At 60.3% G+C, this 20828-nt stretch carries 21 protein-coding genes and 1 pseudogene; 11 read left to right on the top strand and 11 right to left on the bottom strand.

From position 1 onward, the window contains the following. Positions 1-224: 224 nt before the first annotated feature. Positions 225-914, bottom strand: a complete 690-nt coding sequence (locus tag ACOYW2_RS28160) for an endonuclease III domain-containing protein (protein ID WP_482420936.1) — start codon at positions 912-914, stop codon at positions 225-227. A gap of 242 nt (positions 915-1156) precedes the next feature. Between ACOYW2_RS28160 and ACOYW2_RS28155 the strand changes: the two genes are divergently transcribed. Then, positions 1157-2572, top strand: a complete 1416-nt coding sequence (locus ACOYW2_RS28155) for a heterodisulfide reductase-related iron-sulfur binding cluster (RefSeq protein WP_482768746.1) — start codon at positions 1157-1159, stop codon at positions 2570-2572. A 73-nt stretch (positions 2573-2645) separates the two neighbouring features. Continuing rightward, positions 2646-4475, top strand: coding sequence for an AMP-dependent synthetase/ligase (locus ACOYW2_RS28150; protein ID WP_482768745.1), 1830 nt, complete (start codon positions 2646-2648; stop codon positions 4473-4475). An 80-nt stretch (positions 4476-4555) separates the two neighbouring features. Here the strand turns inward: ACOYW2_RS28150 and ACOYW2_RS28145 are convergent, their stop codons facing one another. Continuing rightward, entirely contained in the window at positions 4556-4723 is a 168-nt protein-coding gene (locus ACOYW2_RS28145) for a hypothetical protein (protein ID WP_482414507.1), read from the bottom strand. A 918-nt stretch (positions 4724-5641) separates the two neighbouring features. Here ACOYW2_RS28145 and serC point away from each other — a divergent pair. The 4 genes and pseudogenes from serC to ACOYW2_RS28125 form a co-directional block, all read left to right on the top strand. Further along, positions 5642-6727 carry a 3-phosphoserine/phosphohydroxythreonine transaminase gene (gene serC, locus ACOYW2_RS28140; protein WP_482768744.1) on the top strand — a complete coding sequence of 362 codons (1086 nt, stop codon included), beginning with the start codon at positions 5642-5644 and terminating at the stop codon, positions 6725-6727. Between the two features lie 77 nt (positions 6728-6804). Beyond that, the gene (ung, locus tag ACOYW2_RS28135; RefSeq protein ID WP_482768743.1) at positions 6805-7467 is read left to right on the top strand and encodes a uracil-DNA glycosylase; all 663 of its coding nucleotides are present in this window, start codon (positions 6805-6807) and stop codon (positions 7465-7467) included. Between the two features lie 88 nt (positions 7468-7555). Beyond that, positions 7556-8080: a peptidylprolyl isomerase gene (locus ACOYW2_RS28130; protein ID WP_180137404.1), complete on the top strand. Its 525-nt coding sequence runs from the start codon at positions 7556-7558 to the stop codon at positions 8078-8080. Positions 8081-8145: 65 nt separating this feature from the next. Next, positions 8146-8760: pseudogene (locus ACOYW2_RS28125) on the top strand (metallophosphoesterase family protein); the annotation flags it as partial. An 18-nt stretch (positions 8761-8778) separates the two neighbouring features. Here the strand turns inward: ACOYW2_RS28125 and ACOYW2_RS28120 are convergent. Next, positions 8779-9861, bottom strand: coding sequence for a DUF3187 family protein (locus ACOYW2_RS28120; RefSeq protein ID WP_482768742.1), 1083 nt, complete (start codon positions 9859-9861; stop codon positions 8779-8781). A 343-nt stretch (positions 9862-10204) separates the two neighbouring features. Here ACOYW2_RS28120 and ACOYW2_RS28115 point away from each other — a divergent pair, with 343 nt between their 5' ends. Further along, entirely contained in the window at positions 10205-11188 is a 984-nt protein-coding gene (locus ACOYW2_RS28115; protein WP_482768741.1) for an ABC transporter substrate-binding protein, read from the top strand. 25 nt (positions 11189-11213) lie between these two features. Here the strand turns inward: ACOYW2_RS28115 and ACOYW2_RS28110 are convergent, their stop codons facing one another. Continuing rightward, positions 11214-11372 (bottom strand): hypothetical protein, encoded by a 159-nt coding sequence (locus tag ACOYW2_RS28110; RefSeq protein ID WP_482768740.1) that lies wholly within the window; start codon positions 11370-11372, stop codon positions 11214-11216. Between the two features lie 77 nt (positions 11373-11449). Between ACOYW2_RS28110 and ACOYW2_RS28105 the strand changes: the two genes are divergently transcribed. The 4 genes from ACOYW2_RS28105 to ACOYW2_RS28090 all read left to right on the top strand — a co-directional run bounded on the left by ACOYW2_RS28105 (position 11450) and on the right by ACOYW2_RS28090 (position 15084). After that, the gene (locus tag ACOYW2_RS28105; RefSeq protein ID WP_482768738.1) at positions 11450-12337 is read left to right on the top strand and encodes an ABC transporter permease; all 888 of its coding nucleotides are present in this window, start codon (positions 11450-11452) and stop codon (positions 12335-12337) included. Then, complete coding sequence (locus ACOYW2_RS28100; protein ID WP_482414500.1) at positions 12334-13128, top strand: ABC transporter ATP-binding protein; 795 nt, start codon at positions 12334-12336, stop codon at positions 13126-13128. Before ACOYW2_RS28105 ends, ACOYW2_RS28100 begins: the two co-directional genes overlap by 4 nt. A gap of 21 nt (positions 13129-13149) precedes the next feature. Further along, positions 13150-13704 carry a hypothetical protein gene (locus ACOYW2_RS28095; RefSeq protein ID WP_482768737.1) on the top strand — a complete coding sequence of 185 codons (555 nt, stop codon included), beginning with the start codon at positions 13150-13152 and terminating at the stop codon, positions 13702-13704. 390 nt (positions 13705-14094) lie between these two features. After that, entirely contained in the window at positions 14095-15084 is a 990-nt protein-coding gene (locus ACOYW2_RS28090) for a 4Fe-4S binding protein (RefSeq protein WP_482768736.1), read from the top strand. Between the two features lie 355 nt (positions 15085-15439). On the opposite strand, the gene ACOYW2_RS28085 is transcribed toward ACOYW2_RS28090, so the two are convergent. From ACOYW2_RS28085 to ACOYW2_RS28055, 7 genes are all read right to left on the bottom strand, one after another. Next, on the bottom strand, positions 15440-15613 hold the full coding sequence (locus tag ACOYW2_RS28085; RefSeq protein WP_482420924.1) for a hypothetical protein: 174 nt from the start codon (positions 15611-15613) through the stop codon (positions 15440-15442). A gap of 119 nt (positions 15614-15732) precedes the next feature. Further along, complete coding sequence (locus ACOYW2_RS28080) at positions 15733-16077, bottom strand: MBL fold metallo-hydrolase (protein ID WP_482768735.1); 345 nt, start codon at positions 16075-16077, stop codon at positions 15733-15735. After that, positions 16041-16343, bottom strand: coding sequence for an MBL fold metallo-hydrolase (locus ACOYW2_RS28075; protein WP_482768734.1), 303 nt, complete (start codon positions 16341-16343; stop codon positions 16041-16043). Before ACOYW2_RS28075 ends, ACOYW2_RS28080 begins: the two co-directional genes overlap by 37 nt. A gap of 6 nt (positions 16344-16349) precedes the next feature. After that, on the bottom strand, positions 16350-17252 hold the full coding sequence (locus tag ACOYW2_RS28070; protein ID WP_482768733.1) for a DUF3141 domain-containing protein: 903 nt from the start codon (positions 17250-17252) through the stop codon (positions 16350-16352). A gap of 31 nt (positions 17253-17283) precedes the next feature. Beyond that, positions 17284-18462: a DUF3141 domain-containing protein gene (locus ACOYW2_RS28065; protein WP_482768732.1), complete on the bottom strand. Its 1179-nt coding sequence runs from the start codon at positions 18460-18462 to the stop codon at positions 17284-17286. 202 nt (positions 18463-18664) lie between these two features. After that, positions 18665-19135 (bottom strand): universal stress protein, encoded by a 471-nt coding sequence (locus ACOYW2_RS28060; RefSeq protein ID WP_482414495.1) that lies wholly within the window; start codon positions 19133-19135, stop codon positions 18665-18667. A gap of 108 nt (positions 19136-19243) precedes the next feature. Beyond that, the gene (locus tag ACOYW2_RS28055; RefSeq protein ID WP_482768731.1) at positions 19244-20317 is read right to left on the bottom strand and encodes a formylglycine-generating enzyme family protein; all 1074 of its coding nucleotides are present in this window, start codon (positions 20315-20317) and stop codon (positions 19244-19246) included. Between the last annotated feature and the right edge of the window lie 511 nt (positions 20318-20828).

The following is a 20828-nucleotide window of genomic DNA, read 5'->3' as shown; positions in this document are numbered from 1 at the left end:
GTGACGGGTTAGAGGATCGGTAATGATTCAGTTCAAAAAAGCCTCCGGCGGCCCTGCCGGGGGCCAAACTTTTGAAAAGTTTGACAAACAGGTCTTAATAAAGTCATTCCAGGCTTCGCAGAAAGACATTCGTTATTTCTGCACCCGCCCTTTGTTTTGATCGCCCCGAAGGGCGATCAAAACAAAGGCAGGTGTATTTGGAAAGTTTTTTGCGGAGCTTTTTTTCAAAAAAGCGACCCGCCGGAGGCAAGCTGAATAGTTACTATTATTTTAGGGATAGCCCTTATCGGTGTTTGGTCACGCCTATTTTCGGGCAGAGGTCGGCAACGGGGCAGGTGGAGCGGAAGTCGGGCGACCAAGCACCTGGCCGAAGGCCACGAGGATTTCGTTGTAGAGATTAATATTGGGATTTTTTTACGCAGAGCCATCTCGGTCTGGTCGGCGTTCTTGGTCTTGACGTAGCCGATGCGGTTGCTGATGCGGTGGACGTGGGTGTCCACGCAGATGGCCTCCATCTTGTAGCCTTCCACCAGAACAAGGTTGGCGGTTTTTCGCCCCACCCCGGGCAGGGTGAGGAGCTCGTCAAGGTCGTCGGGGACCACGCCGTTGTATTTGTTCAGGATCATGGTGGAGATCTCCATGATTCGCTTGGACTTGGTGGGGTAAAACCCTACGGGATAGATGAGTTTGGCCACCTCCTCCTCGCCCAGGGCCAGGAGGGTCTCCGGTGTGTTGGCCACGGCAAAAAGGCGCCGGGCCGCAGGGGCCGTCACCTCATCTTTGGTGCGACGGAAACAGCTGGACCTGCACCTGCACCTCAGCCACTCGCCCACCATAAAGGTAATCACCGGTGCGTTCCACGCCTTGTAGGCGTCTTTCAAACGATCTACAAACTCATTGATATCCAAAGCCATGGGCCTTTCCTGCCTTTTGTTCGGGTCCTTGCCTGTCATTTTTTTTCATGGGCCAACCTTCCCGCCGTCACCCCACAAAGGCAACACTCGGGGTCGGGTTCCCACCATACACACAAACCGCCCTGCCTGCCAGTTGTCCCGGTAAAAATCCTTTTTTTGACCTGAGTCAAGGCCTTTGCGTGCCGGACCGGTATGATGAGCCTTCGCCCGACAAAACGGACCCAAAGCCCAAGGGAGGGATCATGGCAGACATCATGCCCAGTTTCATCACCGAGGTCACGCGCCGCTCCGGCACCGTGCCCACCCGCTGTTACAACTGCAGCGCCTGCAGCGGCGGGTGCCAGTTTGCCCACATCATGGACAGAAAGCCCCATGAGATCATCCGTCTCGTGCAGCTCGGCCTGAAAGAAGAGGCCCTGACCGCCTCCGGGCCCTGGATCTGCGTGGGGTGCAACACCTGCAGCATGGAGTGCCCCAACGGCATCGACATCCCCGCGGTCATGGACACCCTCCGGGAGATGGCCATTGCCCGAGACAAGGTCCCCGACGAAGAGATCTACCATTTTCACCGGGAGATGCTGGGCTCGGTCAAGCGCCACGGCCGCACCCACAAACTGGAGATCATGATGCGCTACAAGCTGGCCACCCGGGATTTTTTCAGCGACATGGACCTTGGTGTCCCAACGCAGCCAAAGTCCACATCCTGCCCTCGCGGGTCAAGGCCCTGGGGGATATCCGAAACCTTTTCAAAAAAGCGGGGTAATGCCATGAAATGCGAAACGCGCCCCATGGAAGTCACCTGGTTTCCCGGCTGCTCCATGAAGACGTCGGCCATGGAAAACCATGAGTCCTTTAAGATATTCTGCGAGGCCATCGGCATCCGCCTGGTGGAACTTCCCGACTGGAACTGCTGCGGCAGCTCCTCAGCCCACAGCATCGACCGGGACCTGGCCTTTGACCTCGTGACACGGAACCTGGCCATGGCCCCGGCCGGAAGGCCCATTCTCACGGCCTGTCCCAGCTGCACCCTTCGCTTCAAGGAGGCCCACCACCACCTCACCGAAAGCGCCGATGCCCGCACCCGGTTCCACAGGCAGTGGGGAATCCCCTTTGACGAGTCCAAACAGGTCATGCACTTCTTCGAACTCATTGACGGCCTGGACATCTCAGCCTTTGTCCAGGGTGAAAAGCCCCTTTCAGGCCTCACCTATGCACCGTATTACGGCTGCATGCTGGCCCGTCCCCCGCAGCTCAGGCGCCAGAAAAATTTCCACGGCCTCATGGAGAAAATCCTCGGAACCTTAGGGGCCAGGGCCGTGACCTGGCAGGGCCAGAACAGGTGCTGCGGCACCTTTCTCTCCGTGGCCCGCCCCGATGCGGTCAACGAGGTGGTCAACGGCATTGTCCAAAGCGGCCAGAATGCCGGGGCCGAGTGCCTCATCACGGCCTGCGCCATGTGCCAGCTCAACCTGGAGATCCGCTGCGACCTGGGCCAGAGGCTCCCGGTGCTCCACTTTCCCAGTCCTGACCCTGTGGGAGGGGACACGGACCAGTGGATCAAGACTGGCCCTACCCGCTCGACCGCCGGCCGCCAAGGGCTCGATCAACGCCGGGCTCCGAAGCGCTGCGCCCTCCTTGTTTTTTTATGCGCCCCTTGATTCCACCGGCCATGCCATAGTATGGATGTTCCACGCTTAAAACATTGGTCATCACAAGGCACGGAGGGTTCAGATGATGGCGAGCCAGCACCACGAGGCGTCCCGGTTCTTTCTGGAACGTGAGAAGCACCTTGCGCGGATGGTCCGGAGGCGGGTTCCCGGCTACGGAGACAAGGTGGCTCTGAAAGACCGGGCCGACGGCCCCTGGACCCAGATCACCTGGAAGGAGATGGAGCAGACGGCCGACGCCCTGGCCAGAGCCCTTCTGGCATGCGGCATCGGCCCCGGAGACCGGGTGGGTATCTTCTCCCAAAACCGCTCTGCCTGGACTCTGGCCGACCTGGCCATCCTCTCCATTCGCGGGGTCACCGTCCCGGTATACGCCTCCAACTCCACCGACGAAGCCGCCTACATCGTCAACGACGCCGGGATCCACTGCCTCTTTGTCAACGATCAGGAGCAGTACGACAAAGCCCTTGCCATGGCAGCCCGGGGAGCCCCCCTGAAACGGGTGGTGGCCTTCTCTCCCGGGGTTTGCCTGAGCCCGGACATCGAAAGCCACAGCTTTGAAGAGTTTCTAAATCTGGGGAAAGAAAAGCCGGGGCTCCAGCGAGCCCTTGAGCGCCATCTCTCCGAAGCAAGGGGAACCGATCTCTACACCATCATCTACACCTCCGGCACCACCGGCAGCCCCAAAGGCTCCATGCACACCCACGAAAGCATGCTCACCGGCCTCTACAGCACCGGCCACCCCTCTCCCATGACCGAAAAGGACGTCTCTTTAAGCTTTCTGCCCTTGAGCCACATCTTTGAACGGAGCTGGACCTGGTTTGCCCTCTGCCGGGGTGCCAGGAACGTCTACTGCCACGATCCCAACGACGTCCAAGAGTTCCTCACAGAAGCCAGGCCCCACTTCATGGTCAGCGCCCCCCGCGTCTGGGAAAAAATCCACAGCACGGCCATGGAGAAGCTGCACCGGGCCTCCCCTGTCCGGCAGGCCCTCTTTCGATGGGCCCTGGGCATCGGCGGCAAACGAAACCACCTCAAAAACAGCGGAAGGTCCGTGGGCATGGCCTTGAGGATCAAGTATGTGCTGGCTGGATTTCTGGGGTTGGGAAGGCTCCGGTCCGTCACCGGAGGACGGGCACGGTTTATTCATGTGGGCGGGGCGCCCCTGAACCCCGAAATCGCCGATTTTTTCATCAGCGCGGGCATTCCCATGGGGCTGGGCTACGGCCTCACCGAGGTCTTTCCCTTGTGTGTCCGCTCCCTGGAAGACATGGCCCTTGAGACCAGCGGAGCCCCCATCCCCCTGATGGAACTGCGCACGGGCGCCCACGAAGAGATCCAGGCAAAGGGTCCCTGCGTGATGCAGGGATACTGGAACAGGCCCGAAGAGACGGCGCGGGCCTTCACCGAAGACGGGTGGTTCAAAACCGGGGACGTGGGGCGTATCACCCCCGAGGGGCATGTCTGCGTCACCGACCGCCTCAAGGAGATCATCATCACCTCCGGCGGCAAGAGCATCGCCCCCCAGGCCATTGAGTCCGCCCTGAAGGAAGATGTCTATGTGGAACAGGCCGTGGCCGTAGGCGACGGCAAGCCCTACGTTTCGGCCCTTGTGATCCCGGCGTTTCCCATTCTGGAGTCCCTGGCCGAGGTGATGGAGATTTCATGGGACGACCGGGAATCGCTGGTGACACATCCGGAAATCGTCAGCTTTTACAAATACCGCATCGACCAGTACACCCAGCGGCTTGGCCGCGTGAAAAAAATCAAACGATTCACCCTGCTCCCCACCGAACTCACCCAGCGGGCCGGAGAGCTCACCCCCACCATGAAGGTAAAACGCCGCGTCATCAACGAGCGGTACGCCCAGGTCATCGAGTCGATGTATGCCTGACGGCACCGAACACGGCCGGATCTCCGGGACACCCCGCGCACCATAAGAAGACCGGGTGTCTTGCGGCCTCCTGTGCTCCGTCAGGGAGTGCCACCGGTCAGCACAAGGTACACAAACACCATCAGCACGGCCGCGCCAAACACCCCGGCCACCACCCACACGGTGCTCAAGGGGCTTCCGGTCCCCTGGTGGGCGTCGCGCTTCTTTTTCTTTCTGTACTCAGACAACTTCACAACTTTTTTCATCATCAGACGATCCTTCTCCGATAACATGAATTAGCCACACCCCCGCCGCACCAGCCCGCCCGATCCGTCCCACGACGCCTGACGCCATGCATGGCCCGTTTTCTCACACGGTGTGTGCCGACCACCGACGGCCCCTTTACCATAGTGATTTACAAGGAATGACGTTTTTTTTCCAGTCCCAGGTCTGCGATCCCACCCCCGTGCCGTGGCACGTTCCCCGGTTGCACCCATCCGCCACCGGCGGAATGCACGCCCCTGCCTGGCAGCGGCAACTGTATCCTTTGGAACCACCCCCGCTGTATCCATGGATACTTTTTGACACACCCCTCTCCGGGAACCCAATATACCAGGACGGCCCTCACGCAGAAAAATAACAAAACATCTTCGCCTGTTACTTCTTTATTTCAAAGTTTGGCACCGATCATGCATTTTTCTCACAGCGAAACGGAGCACAGGCAGAAGGCTCACCCCCCCTCGAGTCTCCTGCCGAACAACCGCCGGGGCTCTGCCCTCGTCACACCGCAATGGGTGGGGCCCCGGTTTCTTTTCGAACTTGCAAAAACCATAAAAGCACGATCTCCTACCTGCGGACGGGCTCTTCCGTCTGCCCCTGACTCAAACAACAGACCAACAGCGACACACACACACATACTCCTCAACCAACCCGCTCCGGTGCGCCCCCCGCACCGGAGCCCCCCTTCCCCGGACCGTCCTTCCGTTCCCATTTCGCAATAAAAGTGATACAACGTCCCTGCTTCACAGGTTACACGGCCGTCACGGCCATCGGCAAGATGCGCCGGAGCCCGTCATCGTCGACCACGCCTCGCAAGCCCTCTGCCTGTGACACGGAACCCGAACCGCAACCAACCTCCCTGGTGTTCGACGCTTTGCGAGGCCATCAGCCAAAGAAGGCGACCAATCATGAACGATCGGATTCACAATTTCAGTGCAGGGCCCTCGGCCCTTCCCACCGCCGTGATGCAGGAGATGCAGGAAGGCCTGCTGAGCTACCGGGGCAGCGGCATGTCCGTGATGGAGATGAGCCATCGGGGCGATCTTTTTATGGGGATCATCGAAGAAGCGCGCACGCGTATCAAACGCCTGTACGGTCTGTCCGATGACTACGAGGTGCTGTTTGTCCACGGAGGCGCCAGCCTGCAGTTTGCCATGATTCCCATGAACTTCATCGGTGAAGGCCAGACCGCCGAGTACATCGAAACCGGCACCTGGTCCACCAAGGCCATCGCCGAGGCCCGCATCCAGAACAAAGGGGTCCGTGTGGCCGCCAGCTCCGGAGACCGCGAGTTCTGCTACATCCCCAAGGTTTCGGACATCTCTGCCGACGCCCCCTTTGTCCACATGACCACCAACAACACCGTCCGCGGCACCCAGTGGCACGACCTGCCCGACACCGGCGGCGCCCCCCTCATCGCGGACATGTCCTCGGACATCCTGAGCCGCCCCCTGGACGTCTCCCCCTTCGGCATGATCTACGGCGGCGCCCAGAAAAACATGGGCCCTTCCGGAACAGCGGTGGTGATCCTTCGCAGGGACATGGTGGAAAAAATCCCCCAGACCCTGCCCACCATGCTCTCCTACCGCACCTATGTGGATAAGGAGTCCATGTTCAACACCCCGGCCACCTTCCCCATCTACGCCATCTCCCTGGTGACCAAGTGGCTGGAAGAGACCATGGGCGGCCTGGCCGCTGTGGAGGCCGTCAACAAACGCAAGGCAGGTGCCCTCTACACCCTCATAGACGAAGACGACTTCTACTGCGGCACGGCCGACAAGACGAGCCGCTCCCTGATGAACGTCACCTTCCGGCTGAAAGACCGTGAGCTGGAGCCCCTGTTTGTCGAACAGAGCCTGGCCTCGGGCCTTGCCGGCCTCAAAGGGCACAAGTCCGTGGGCGGCATCCGCGCCTCCATCTACAACGCCGTCTCCGAAGCCTCCGTGGCCGCCCTGTGCGAGTTCATGAACGACTTCAGGCGCAAACACCGCTAAGCACCGGGAAGCCGGAGGGCCACCCGGGCCTCCGGCGAAAACCCCTTGCAATGCAAGAGAGATCACCGCATTATCATATGACTGACCATGCCCTTGATTCGTGGAAAGACCAGGTTCCCCTGCTTTCCCAAAAACCCGTTGCCGATGTAGAGAAGGCGGTTTGCAGGCGGCGACGCCTTGCCTCGGTCTTTCCCGCCGAAGAGAACGTCTTTCGGGCCCTCTCCCTCACCCCCTTTGACCAGGTCAAGGTGGTGATCCTGGGCCAGGACCCCTACCACGGCAAGGGCCAGGCAGACGGGCTGGCCTTTTCCGTTCCCGACGGGGTCAGGATTCCCCCGTCGTTGCGCAACATTTTCAAAGAGGTGGCCCGGGATACCGGCCGCCCCCTTGACGAAGCCTCAAGTGACCTCTCCCGCTGGGCGCGACAGGGCGTTCTTCTCCTCAACGCGGTGCTCACCGTGGAAGAGGGCAAGGCCGCGTCCCACGCAAACCTGGGCTGGCAGGAGATCACCGACGGCCTGGTTCGCGCCCTGAGCGCCGGCCGGTCCGGCCTTGTCTTCATGCTCTGGGGAGGCTACGCCCGGGGGAAAAAGCACCTCATTGACGAGGCAAAGCACCGGATCCTGGAAGCGCCCCACCCCTCGCCCCTGTCGGCGCACCGGGGATTCATGGGCTGCGGCCACTTCAGCGAAGCCAACCGCTTTCTGGCAGAACAGGGAAAACCCCCTGTATCCTGGTAATCCCAGGGAGCCGGGAAGCTCCAGCACCGACACCAACAACGAAGAAAACCATATTAATGCAAATCCTTCGACCTTAGGAGAAAACACCATGCAGGATCTTACCGCAGTATTCAAGACCTCCAAAGGCGACATCCGCCTTGCCCTCTTTGCCGAGAAAACCCCCTACACCGTGGCCAACTTCGCCAACCTCGCCAAGCGCGGGTTCTACGATGGCCTCAACTTCCACCGCGTCATCAACGACTTCATGGTCCAGGGCGGCTGCCCCCTCGGCACCGGCACGGGCGGCCCCGGCTACCGCTTTGACGACGAGTTCGACAACAGCCTGCGCCACGAGCGCCCCGGTATCCTCTCCATGGCCAACGCGGGCCCCGGCACCAACGGCAGCCAGTTCTTCATCACCCACGTGCCCACCCCCTGGCTGGACGGCAAGCACTCCGTCTTCGGAAGCGTCATGGGCCAGGCCGATCAGGACGTGGTCAACAGCATCGTCATGGGCGATGAGATCACCTCCGTCACCATCGAAGGGGACACCGACGCCCTCTTTGAAAAGTGCGCGGACAAGCTCGCCGAGTGGAACAAGGTCCTCGACAAAGAGTTCCCCGCCAAAGCATAGCCCTGCATCAAACATCGCCCCCGGCAGCCCTGCCGGGGGCAAACCCTTTCATTTGGACCGCGCCCATGCAGATTCTCCTTCTCTTCCGGGACCGTCACGGCCACACCGAACACCTTCCCAAACTCAAGGAAGCCATTGACCGGGCGGACCTCGTCTGCCTCTGCGGGGACCTCACCAGCTTTCAGGGACCTGCCGCCGCCTTGCGGGTGGTCGCTGCCGTGAAAAAGCCCCTGGACCACATTGTTGCGGTGTCGGGAAACTGCGATGAAAAAAACGTGGAAGAGGGCCTCATCAAAAAAGGGGTGGGAATCCATGGTAGGGTGCGGCAGATAGACGGGGTCTCGCTTTTGGGGCTGGGGGGATCCCTCATCACCCTTCGGCAACGGACGGAGGAAGAGCTGGCATCGACGCTGGAGCATGCCATGGAAGGCGTTTCGGAAACAGGCCCCCTGGTCCTTATCTCCCACCAGCCTCCGTGGGAGTCCTGCGCTGACCGCCTGGCCTCGGGGGTTCACGCGGGCAGCCATGCCGTGGCGGCCTTCATCGACACCCACCGCCCCGTGGCCTGCCTCACCGGCCACATTCACGAATCCTGCGGCATCGAAAACCGAAACGGCACCCTCATCGTCAACCCCGGCGCCCTGGCCCAGGGACGGTATGCCATGGTCTCCATAACAAAAAAGGGCGCCGAAGCAGACTCAAACCCTTTCATAACCCAAACACCTGTGGCACAGGGCCTGGCGAATGCACGAAGCCGAACATGCCGGAGTGCACAGCAGCTTGAGGGTGTACCCCAGCTGCAACCCTGCATCGGGGCTGTTGTCGAAGAAGAAGAGGTTTTCGATGATACCAAACTCCAGGACGCCCGGCCCCACCACCTTTTTAAAGCCCATGGTCAGCTCCACCACCGGCTCTTCCAGCTCCGGGTAGTCTGCCACGGCCGAAGCGTGGTTGAGGCTGAGGACCCAGGAGAAGGTATCGCTGGGCATGTACTCGAAGCTGTTCATGGTGGAGTACCTGAAGCGCTCCAGGTCGAGGTTCTCGTCCCCGTCCCGGGTGTAGACGGTTCCGCCGATCCCGTGATAACCGGCAAAGGAACCCCGACGCCAGCTCCAGATCCCCTGCAGGGTCACGTCCGTGCCGCTGTTCTCCTGGCTGTCGTAGATCCGTGAGGTGGGCAGCTTCACAATGGCCCGGGCCGTCAGCATGGGCCACTGGGAGACCAGCATGGAAGCGGAGAGCTGCACGTCCCCGGTGATGACCCGGTTCAACTCATCGCTTTTGTCGTGGGCCACGTTGTTTTTGTCCACCGTGATGTAGTGGCTGGAGTCCCGGGGCCAGTCATCCCGATTGTGCTGTCCCACCCCGATCATGGAATGGAACCCCTCGATAAACCCGTCCAGCACCCCGCCCCCTTGAATGGCCACGGGAATTTCAAAGCCCAGGGTCATGCGGTCTCCGACCCGGTAAAGGACCGATGGCACAAAGGCCAGGGTCTCCACGTCAAAGAGAAAGCTCCCGTGTTTGAGCTCGTCGGTGTCCTTGAAATCGACCCAGTCAACGGATCGGTCCGACTCCACATGATACACCCAGGTATTGAGCCAGCGCACGTCCATGCCCACCTCCACGCGCCCGGGCATGGAATCGGTAAAAGGGCTGGCAAAGGCAGGAACTGTCCGGAAAAATTCACCGGCCCCCAGGGCGGGGACGCGGAAAGGCCCCAGACCGGCTGAGGCAATGGAAGGGGACAACATCTGACAAACAAACAATACAGGTACCACACAAAACAACATCCATCGGCAACGCATCAAACACCTCATACCAACTTAAAAATCTCACGGCCCGGCACACCTTAAGGCGCACATTTCCGTTTTTGCCGGAGCCTTTATCTCCCCCCCGTAAATCCTTGCATGCCCCCCTCCTTAGCACAGAGGCACATGAAAAAATACAGGCAAATAGCTACCTGTTCTTATCCATAGAAACATTTTCATTGCGGGGCACGCCTTTTTCTGATTATAGTCTGGCGACACCGACCCCGAAGATGAAACACCGCCACCGAAAAACCTGCCGGTTTCACGCGGGTCCGTCCCTGCTCACCCCCTGTATCCAAGGAGACATAAAAAAATGAAACGCCTTACTATATTGACGGCAGCCCTGGCGTGCCTCTTCCTCACCACCGCCCCGGCCATGGCAAAAAAAAACGTGGTTATCGGAATCTCGAAAATCGTGGCTCACCCGGCCCTGGACGCCCTTGAAAAAGGGGTCATGGACGGCATCACCGAACGGTTCCCGAGGGCCGTCTTCGACCTGCAGAACGCCAATGGCGAGCTCTCCACCGCCGCCTCCATCGCCCAGAAATTCAGGGCGGAAAAAGTGGACATCTCCGTGGGCATCGCCACCCCTACGGCCCAGGCCCTGGTGAACACCATCAAAAACCACCCGGTGATCTACTGCGCCGTCACCGACCCCGTGGACGCGGGGCTCATCCGCTCCTTCGACCAGGGTGAAAAGAACATCGCCGGTGTCTCGGACCTCACCCCGGTGAAAGAACAGATCGCCTTTCTGGCAAAGGTGAAAAAAATAAAAACCCTGGGCCACATCTATTCCAGCAGCGAGGCCAACGCCGTGCGCCTGGCCGAGCTGGCCGAAGAGGCCTGCAGGGAACTGGGCATCGCCTTTGTCCCGGCCACGGTGAGCAACTCCGCTGAAGTGAAGCAGGCCATCCAGACCATCATCCGGCGTGTGGACGGCATCTACATCAGCAACGACAACACCGTGGTCTCGGCCCTGTCCGCCATCACCGATGTGGCGGCAAAGCACAACAAGCCGGTCATGAGCGCAGACCCCAGCTCTGCGGAGACCATCCCGGTCCTGGCCGCCTGGGGTTTTGATTACTACAAAATGGGTCGTCGCACCGGCCGCCTCACGGCCGACATCCTCTCCGGCACCGACCCGGAGACCGTCCCCACCATTTTCATGACCGACCCCTCGGACATCGACCTGCTCCTGAACCTCGACGTGGCCGAAGCCCTGGGCCTCTCCTTCCCAGAAGAAGCCGTGAAAAACGCGGCCACCCTCATCAAGGACGGCAAGGTCATCAAACAATAAACAAGGCAACATTTTTGGTAACTATTCAGCTCATAAAACAGCCTCCGGCGGCAAGGTGAGCCACCTTGAAAGCAGGTTGCGGATGCGTTTTGCCCCTCGTTCCTCGGGTCAAATCACATCCGCCTTTAAAATAAAACTCACCAAAAAGATTTTTTAAAACCTGTTTGTTAAATTTTTTAAACATTTAGCCCCCGGCAGGGCCGCCGGCGGCAAAGATGGGCTGAATCGTTACACCAAACCACACGCAACTGGATAGACGAAATGATTGAAGGTATTTTTGTTGAGGGCCTGATCTACGGGATCATGGCCCTCGGTGTTTTTTTTACGTTCCGGATCCTGGATTTTCCGGATCTTACGGTGGACGGCTCCTTTCCCCTGGGAGCCGTGATCATGGCCATGTCCATCCAAAAGGGAATCTGCCTGTCGGCGGGGATCCTCCTGGCCTTTTCCGGCGGGGTGGCCGCAGGGGCCGTAACGGCCCTCATCCACAACAAGCTCAAAGTGCCCCACCTTCTGGCGGGGATCCTCACCATGACCATGCTCTACTCGGTGAACATCCGCATCCTGGGCAACCGGGCCAACCTGCCCCTCATGCGCAAGGAGACCCTCCTCACCAAAGCCACGGCCCTTACCCAGGGCACCCTCTCAGAGGCGTGGACCCTGCTCCTCTTTTTCGTACTGGTGGTGCTGGTCATCAAGGTGCTTTTGGACCTCTTCTTCCTCACGGACATGGGCCTCACCTTCGGGGCCATGGGAGGCAACCCCCAGATGGTGATCTCCCAGGGGGTCAACCCCGCCACCTACAAAGTCATCGGCGTGGGGCTCTCCAACGGGCTCGTGGCCCTGTCCGGTGCCTTTGCCGCCCAATACCAGGGATTTGCCGACGTGAACCTGGGCCAGGGGATCGTGGTCTCGGGCCTGGCCTCGGTGATGCTCGGGGAGTTTCTCATCCGCTCCAACCGCATCTCCATGCTCACCCTGCGGGTGGTCATCGGCGCCATTTTTTACAAGGCCATCATGTTCCTTGGGCGCTATTACGGTTACACCATCCACCTCACCCCCAACGACCTGAAGCTTGTCTCCGGCGTCCTCATTATCGGCGCCCTTGTGATCACCCAGATGAAAAAACCGGCAAAGGGGGCCAAATGATCTCCGTAGAAAACGCCACCCTCACCTTCAACGCCGGAACGCCCAACGAAAACCGGGTCTTCGATGCTCTCAACCTCTCGGTGGACAAGGGGGACTTTGTCACCGTCATCGGCAGCAACGGGGCGGGAAAAAGCACCCTGTTCAACCTGCTGGCCGGAACCGTGACCCCGGACGCCGGTCGCATCGTCTTAAGCGGCAAGGATGTCACCAAGGCACCGGAATACGTCCGCGCCAGGACCATCGGCCGCATTTTCCAGGATCCCCTGGCCGGCACCGCCTCCAACATGACCCTGGAGGACAACATGATGGTCTGCCTCAAAAAAGGGTTCAAGGGTCTCCGCATCAGCCTCAACCGGGGGCGACGAGAGTTCTTCCGGGAGCAGCTCCGGTTCCTCGACATGGGCCTTGAGGACCGTTTGAAAGATAACGTGGGGCTCCTCTCCGGTGGCCAGCGCCAGGCCCTGACCCTTCTCATGATGGTGCTTTCGCGTCCCGAACTGGTCCTTTTAGACGAACACACCGCGGCCCTGGATCCCCGCAATGCCGACATCGTCCTTTCACTCACCACCCATTTTGTGAAAGAATACGGTCTCACCACCATGATGGTGACCCACAACATGCAGCAGGCCATCAACCTGGGCAACCGACTCCTCATGATGGACGCAGGGGACGTTGTTCTGGACATCCGAGGTGAGGAGAAAAAAGACCTCACCGTGGACAAGCTGGTGGCCATGTTTTCTGAAGTCCGAAACAAAACATTCACAAGTGACGAAGCCCTTTTGTCCCGCTAACAGCACAAACGGAGCCCACACATGACCTCACTCGGACGCGTTTTCCTCTCCCTTGCCGCCCTGCTCTTGTTCACTCTTCCCGCCCACGCCTTTGACGGCGCGGACTACCTGCTGGGAAGTAACGACACCGACCGCACCCACAAGCTGGCCATCGGGATGCGGGTCCACGACGAGATCAAAGCCATCCCGGAGCTTCCCCATGACCAGGGGGACCTGAGCTGGCTCCTCGCCTATGAGTATCACTCCAACGTCGCCTACTGGCAGCTCGCCCTGGGCTACACCCCGGAGAGCAACACGGACAGGGACGCCGAGGTCTTCACCCCCCAGGTGAACCTGATCTTCAAAGAGAGCATCTACCGGCTGGGGCTGGGGGCCTTGACAAGTTACGTGGATGAAGACGGAGAGACCGACTGGACCGACGTGTACTGGCAGGCCATTGCGGGCATCGAAATCTCCCTGGGCACCCACGCTTCCATTGGCCTTTTCGGCTGCTACGTCTTCAACAAGTGGGAGGACATCACCGACTCCGGCGACAACGGCCTGGCAGGCAACCTCCTTCTCTCCTGGGCTTTTTAAAAAAGCAGGCCTCCGGCGGCGATTTGCCCCTCGTTCCCAAGGGCAAATCGCCGGTGCCTCTCCAGACCCCCTCCTTTCCTGACCTAAGTCAATGACAGAAGCCCCCACTGTGCTAAAAAACAACATCAAAAACATGATGCCGCATTCGGCAACCTGTTCCATCCACCATGTATCCCCGGGCAAGGAGGGATAAGCGCGGATGTAACAGGTCCATGGGTTGCCCCGAGATGTCGCCATCCCGACAGCCCCTTTTGCCTGAGATGTGCTATACACCCTCTACGTGCCACCGCCTTCAAAGGGTGCTTGATTGTCCCGGGATCCCCCGGCACCATCTGCACCCGGCCGGGGCCGATTCACAAAAGAACCGATCAACCCGAGGTAACCAGGTCCATGTTCAGCCGCATTTCCCCCCGTCGTATGTCCCAGTTTTTTTTTCTGTCCCTTACCCTTTTTATCGGATGGCGCTTTGCCCTCTGGGCCGCAGCCCTTGCCCAGGGCAAGATCCCGTCCGTCACCCGGCCTCCTGCGGTGGACGCCTTTCTTCCCATCAGCGGCCTGCTGAACCTCAAGTACACCCTGGCCACGGGCACCATCCACGGGGCCCATCCGGCGGCCCTGCTCCTCTTCCTTGCCGTGTGTGCCTCGGCCCTGCTCGTAAAAAAAGGCTTCTGCAGCTTTGTCTGCCCCGTGGGCTTTGCAGGGGAGATGGCCGGCAAGCTCGGACGCAAGGCGAACCTTGCCCGGCCCCTGCCGCGGTTCCTTGATCTGCCCCTGCGGGGCATCAAGTACCTCCTCCTCGGCTTTTTCCTCTGGACCATCCTCGTCAAAATGCCCGTGCCCGCCATCCGAGGCTTTCTCTCGGGCAGCACCAACCTCACCGCCGACATTCGCATGTTCCGGTTTTTCGCCCACCCCTCCACGGGCTCGCTGGTCACCCTGGGCCTGTTCCTTGTGCTGCCCGCCCTGATCAAAAACGGCTGGTGCCGCTACCTCTGCCCCTACGGGGCCCTCCTTGGCCTCCTCAGTTTCTTCAGCATCCTGAAAATCCACCGCAGCGAAAGCGCCTGCACCCATTGCGGACGCTGCGCAAAGGCCTGCCCCTCTTCCCTTGCCGTGGATCAAAAAAAGATGATGCTCTCCGACGAATGCACCAGCTGTCTTACCTGCGTGACGAGCTGCCCGGAAAAAGAGGCCCTTCGCCTCTCCACCTCCCCATCGGGCACGCCCTGGTCACCCAAGGCCGTTGCCCTTCTCATGGTGCTGCTCTTTTTCCTCACCGCAGGGGCAGGCCGCCTCTCCGGCAACTGGAAAAGCCACACCTCCGACAGAACGCTCAGGATGGAGGTCATGAAAATGAACATGCCCGAGAGGCGGATGTAAGCGTTACAGAAAAAGCCTCCGGCGGCCCTGCCGGAGGCCAAACTTTTGCCAATTTTATGCGTTGGGTTTGACAAACAGGTTTTCAGAAAATTTTATCTCTGCTCTGCAAAAACCAATTTCGACATGTGCATTCAGAAACATCGTAACCTGTTACTTCGAAGCCAGTGAACCAGCCCGCACATACCATCAGCGTTTATATCGGGCGAAGCCCGAGTCGAAGGCCCTTGCGCTTTGGCCCGAGGAACGAGGGACAAAACGCAAGGGCAGTAAGCTTTCGAGGTGTTTTCGCTATAGTGGCTTCGCCACCCTCGCCGCCGGAGGCACGCTTTTTGTTTTTTAATGGATCATGACAGCATCAGGAGAGAGGGCCTGTGTGCCGGCTGGCATTGCCGACAAACCCTTTGATGCTGTTTTGGAGGTAGAAAAGCTCCCGAAGCCTCAGGGGCCCTTCCATGTCGAGGAAGGGCAGCACCAGAGGGTCGGTCTCCAGGATGGATTTGAGGACGCTCAGCTCCAGGTCCGCGCCCACCTGTCCCCGGCTGATCTCCGAGCTCGGTCACCAGTCCCACAGCCGCGCTCCCGTGCTGCCAGAGCACCCGCTCCCCGAACTCAAAGCTGCCGTAGTGGCCGTAGCAGAGGCGCTCGGGTTTAAGCTCCATGAGGGTCTCCAGGCTTTGCAGGGAGATATCGTAATAAAAGGGAGGCGGGGTGGAGGGCCGCATGTAGGAGATCCCCGAGCAAACAAGCCCCGGCAGCCTCTCCGGTGAACAGGTAACGATCCGTCTGGTAGCTCACGTGGTGGGAGGCATGCCCCGGGGTGGGCACGGGCATCACCGAATTGGACATAAAGCTCTCGGCGGGCACAAGCCTGCTTTCGGATACGGGGCGCACCGGTCCGTACTGCACGGCGGTCTCCCCCAGGACCTTGGCCGTGCTGAGTTCCAGTTGATGGGGATTCAGCAGGTGGGGGATCCCCCGGCTGTGGCACACCACCTGGGTCTCCGGACACTTGCCATCTCTGCGGCCCCCGCATGGTCGATGTGCACATGGGTCAGCAGGATGTAATCCAGGCGGCTCACCCCAAGGGATTCCAGGGCCTTGACCAGGGCCCCTGCCGTTACCGACGGGCCGGTGTCCACCAGAAAGGTGACGTCCCCCACATAGATCCAGGCGGAGAGAAAGCTCTCGTACCCGGCGATGGGGGGATTGAGCCCCACCATAAAAAGGTCATCCGATACTTTGTACAGGATATGTTCCATAGGCTCTCACAGGGTTTGCCGGTCCTTGAGCAACTCTTCCAGATGACTTAGCAGGCGCTTTGCGGCCGGATCCTCACCACCCGGGCCCTGAAGGCTCGCCCGGAAAATGGTCAGGGCAGTGAGGCGGTCTTCCGGTGTGCGGAGCAACTCCGGCAAGGTGCTGATGGCCAGCTCCCGGTTGAAGTTCAGCAACTGAACCTGTTCACCCACCACCTTTTTGGCCTCCCGTTTGGTCATGTCCTGAAGGTGTTTGCGCCCCTTCATCAAGGCTTTAAGGGTCACCAGTTCCTGCTTGTCCACCACCTGCTTCACGCGGCCCAGGGCCACCAGCCCGCGCATCAGCCCCTGGAAAAAGCCCCCTTCCACCATGCGGGAGATCCAGTGGTCCCCGCCGTTCTCATCCAGGGCCCCGACCCCCACATCCAGGGGGGTGTCCGGCATATCCACGGCTTCCTGAAAGAAAAAGTGGGCCATGGGGTTGTCGTACATGCTGTAGAAGAGGAGTTCGCAGGTGCTGTCCCGAAGGTCCCGGTATCCGTCGAGGAGGGCCACCAGGACGTCGGAGCACGCACGCTCCACCTTGCGGAAGGTGTTGTCCGCCGGGGCCTCCATGCGGTGCTCCCGCACATAAGGGGTCCAGGCGCTTGCGGCGCGGGCCGCGGGGTTCATGCTGGAGACGGCATAGAGCCGTTGCCTCAACGGGGAGCTCTCCCGGATCAGGGTGGCGGTGAGTTCCGTGCCCCAGGGCTTCATCAAGGGACTCACAGCGGATTCGTAAAGTTCGGCGATCATCTCCGAGGTCTTGCGCACGTGCTCGAAGGGCCGGGCGTTGTAGTCGCCGCCCCCCCCATGCAGATGGGAGAGGTCCCGCACCTCGAAGCGTGCCTCGCCGTCCTCCTTGATCACCATCTCATAGAGGCCGGGGCAAGGCGCTTGGCACTCAGATAGCTCGAGTCAGCTCTGTGCTCCCGCTCCACCACCTTCCGCGAGAGAGGTGCCCAGGTGCCGACCTCCACATGGAGGAGATACACAATGATCTGGTTGGGCGCCTATCTCCTCCACCGAGCCCCAGACCCGCTCGATCCAACCCAGGGCCTGCTCGGCGGGCGATGTTGTCTCCCCTGGAGGCAAACAGGATCACCGGGTCCTTGAGCTTCCTCAAATCCACGATCTCGCCGCTGCCCCCTTCCACCTGCCCCTCTTCCAGGCGATTACCCACAAAAAGGTCCCGGACCACGAACTGGATCTCCTCCTTGGTCATGAAGACAAACCCGTTCCACCACCGTTCGAAGAAGATGTACCGGTCCCTTTCGGTGTCCACCGACTGCCAGAGGTTGTAATCCTTTTTCCAGAGGCTGTTGGAGGGGTTGAGGTCTTCAAAGCCCCAGACCAGCTGGGCCCCGTCAAACAGGCCGTTGCCCAAGTCCGCGGAGAGGGAGGCCAGCCAGACCCCGCCGAAAAGACCCCCGCGGTAACGCATGGGGTTCTGGGTGTCGCGCCCCGCCCAGTAGGAAAGAGGTGACCCGTTAAGAATCAGGGGGCCTGTGATGTCGGGACGGTCCGCTGCGATGAGGGCGGCGGCCCATCCCCCCTGGCAGTTGCCGATGATGGCCGGACGTTCCGCCTCGGGGTGGAACATGCGGATCACCTTGAGAAACTCAATATGGGCCTTGAACACGTGGGCCAGGGTCTGGCCCCGCACCGGCTCCTGGGTAAAGATAAGAAAATAGACGGGATGGTTCTTGCGCATCACCATGCCCACCTCGGACTCCTTGCGAAACCCTCCGATGCCGGGCCCGTGGCCGGCCCTGGGGTCGATGATCACCACGGGCCGGGCGTCGGGGGCAATCTCCTGCCCCTCCTCAGGGGTGATGCGAGCCAGGGAGTAATTCACGGGATTGTCCAGGTCGCGTCCGTTGAAGATCACCTCGTAGTCAAAGTGCAGCACCGGGGGCAGTCCTTTGCGGTTCTCCTCAATAAAATTGTCGCCCTGCTCTCTTTTGGTGTCGAGGAAAAGGGTCATGCGCTGCCCGAAATCGATCTGGTAGGCAAGGGCCTCCTGCACCAGGGCGGCCCCTTCCGAAAACATGGGCATATAAGCGGTAAAGGGGTTTTCCATGGGTACCTCCCCTGAAAAAACAAGTGGGTTGTGTGTTGGGGTGACTCATGTCTCAGTGACACCGAGGGCGTGGATGGGCAAAAAAACTCTCCGGCTGCTGAAGCCGATGGGAAGACAAGGGCATGGGGCGAGCGCCAAAGGGGCGTCTCAGGTATGACTCAACGGGGTCGCGGGGTCGGCCTGCAAAGAGCCGCAGGGGGCTTCAGGCGTCTTTTTCCGAGGGCCGGGCAATCATTACCGAACAGCTGGCCTTGTGGGCCACGCGCTTGGCGATGCTGCCGAAAATCACCAGCCCCATGCCGGAAAGACCATAGGAGCCCAGGACGACAAGGTCGCAGCCCGACTCGTCCAGGTGGTTGAGGATCTCCGTGGAGACATGGCCGTCCAAAACCACGTACCGGACCTTCACCCCCCCGGGGATAGTTGCGGCATAATGTTTCTGGAGTTTCTCCTCCACCTGGAGGACCAGGTTGCTGTCCACGCTGTCGTCAAAGGTCACCGAGGTGAACACGGGGTTATCGAAATCCGTCACCACGGGGTTCACCGGGGGCGGTACCACGTGAAGCACTTCCAGGACCGCATCAAATTTCTTTGCAAGGGTTGCAGCGGTGCGAACCGCCACATCGGCGTTTTTGGAAAAATCGGTGCAGCAGGCAATGGTCTGGAAGGTCATGGTCCCTCCTTCATGTCGGCACGGCGGGCCGAAGGGATTCGGCGTGAACCGGCATCGTTGGTGAGGTATCGAGGATGGGCTATATTATAAAGGAGTTGGTAAGGCAAATCAATGTGTATCCCCTGCATGCATCGCCTCCCTTTCCAGCAGAAGCCGAAAGCCCACGTCATCGGCTGAAAACTGCGCTGAGGCAACGGGACGGAGAACCATACCGGCGTCCCCGGGGGCGTCGGCCCACCCTCCCCCCACAATGAGGCCGGGGGAACCCCCGTTGCCGGGATCATCCAGCCACTCCCAGACATTGCCCACCATGTTCACCAGGGCCACGGCCCCGGATCCGGCGGGCCTGGGGCCGCACAGATCGCACCGGGCACCGCCCTGGATCCATGCCCCGCAGGGATATCCCTCGTACCCCACGCAGTTGTTCCCCGAAAGGCAGGGTGTTTCCGGCCCTGAAAGGGCAAGGGCCCGTTGCCACTCCCGGGAGGTGGGCAGGCGGAAACGCCCCAGACCCATGATGTTCATGCGGGCCACAAAGGTATCGACCTCACGACGGGTAACGCTCTCCACCGGGCAATTGTCTCCGCATGCGATGAACCACGAGGGGTTGTACCCCATCACCATGCGCCACTGGGCCTGGGTGACCTCACTGGCCTGGAGGTAAAGCGGAGGGGTATCCTCCCCGGGAATCCTCACAAACACCATGCCCGGCATCACGGCAACCGTTGCCTCCGGCTCCCCGGCCACCCTAACCCTGGCGCCTGAGGCAAGGGCGGCAAGACGCTCTTGGGCGGATCGCTGCCGGTCTGCATCCCGCTGGGAGAAAAGGACCCTGCCGGTGCCCAGATCCACCACCTCCAGGAAAAAATCGCCCCGGCTGCCGGTGCCTGTCCAACGTCCCCGGGCTCCGAGTTCGGCCTCAAACACCTCCCCCACAAGGGCCAGGCAATCGGCAACCGAGGCCTCGTCCTCGCCACAGAGCCCCAGGGCAGCGTTCACCCCGTCCCCTTCAAAGAGCCGAAACCCACGGGCCAGATGGGTCACCAGCATCTCCTGGAAATAGGAAACCTCTGCCTCGGGCCTGCCCGGGGCGTCAAAGGGAAACACCACAAGCCCCTGCCCCAGAGCCTGGGAAGCAAAGACCAGAAAAACCCAAAAGGGAACCAAACGGACCATCGTCATCGCACCCTCCCGGCACGAAACATGTCATGAATCCGATATAAGATGACTGAGAAGTAAATGAAGGGCGACTTGCGCCCCGATCAAGTGGGGGGAAAACTGAGAATCCGAACAGATACGTCGCAACCGGGAAACCCCGGCCGGAAAGGGGCAGTGCCCCGTACACCGTAAGACAACAACCAGGCAAGCAATGCGTAAAAAAAGAAGACAAGAAGTCCTTTTATTATGACTCAACGCGTCGAAATGTCAACAGATGGCATGGGGCCTTGCACCCCCTTTTTCGTTTTCCGTGCCGATAACCGGTGGTATAGTGAAGGATCATCACCACCGGTGTCACGCGACGCCACCCCTTCCGACCACGTGAGCATGTCAACCGCCATCCCAACGAGCGAGGCAGCCATGGATCTTATCCCCCCTTACACCCCCCCGGACTTTTCCGCAGAACCCCTGGCCTCCGCCCCGGTGATCACCACGGAAAGGCACCCGCCCGCATCCGGCGTCTTGCACGGATTTT

This window comes from Desulfoluna sp. CLI2B, assembly GCF_056847375.1.
Note: the sequence above shows the minus strand (reverse complement) of the source record. Positions and strands in the feature narration are given on the sequence as shown.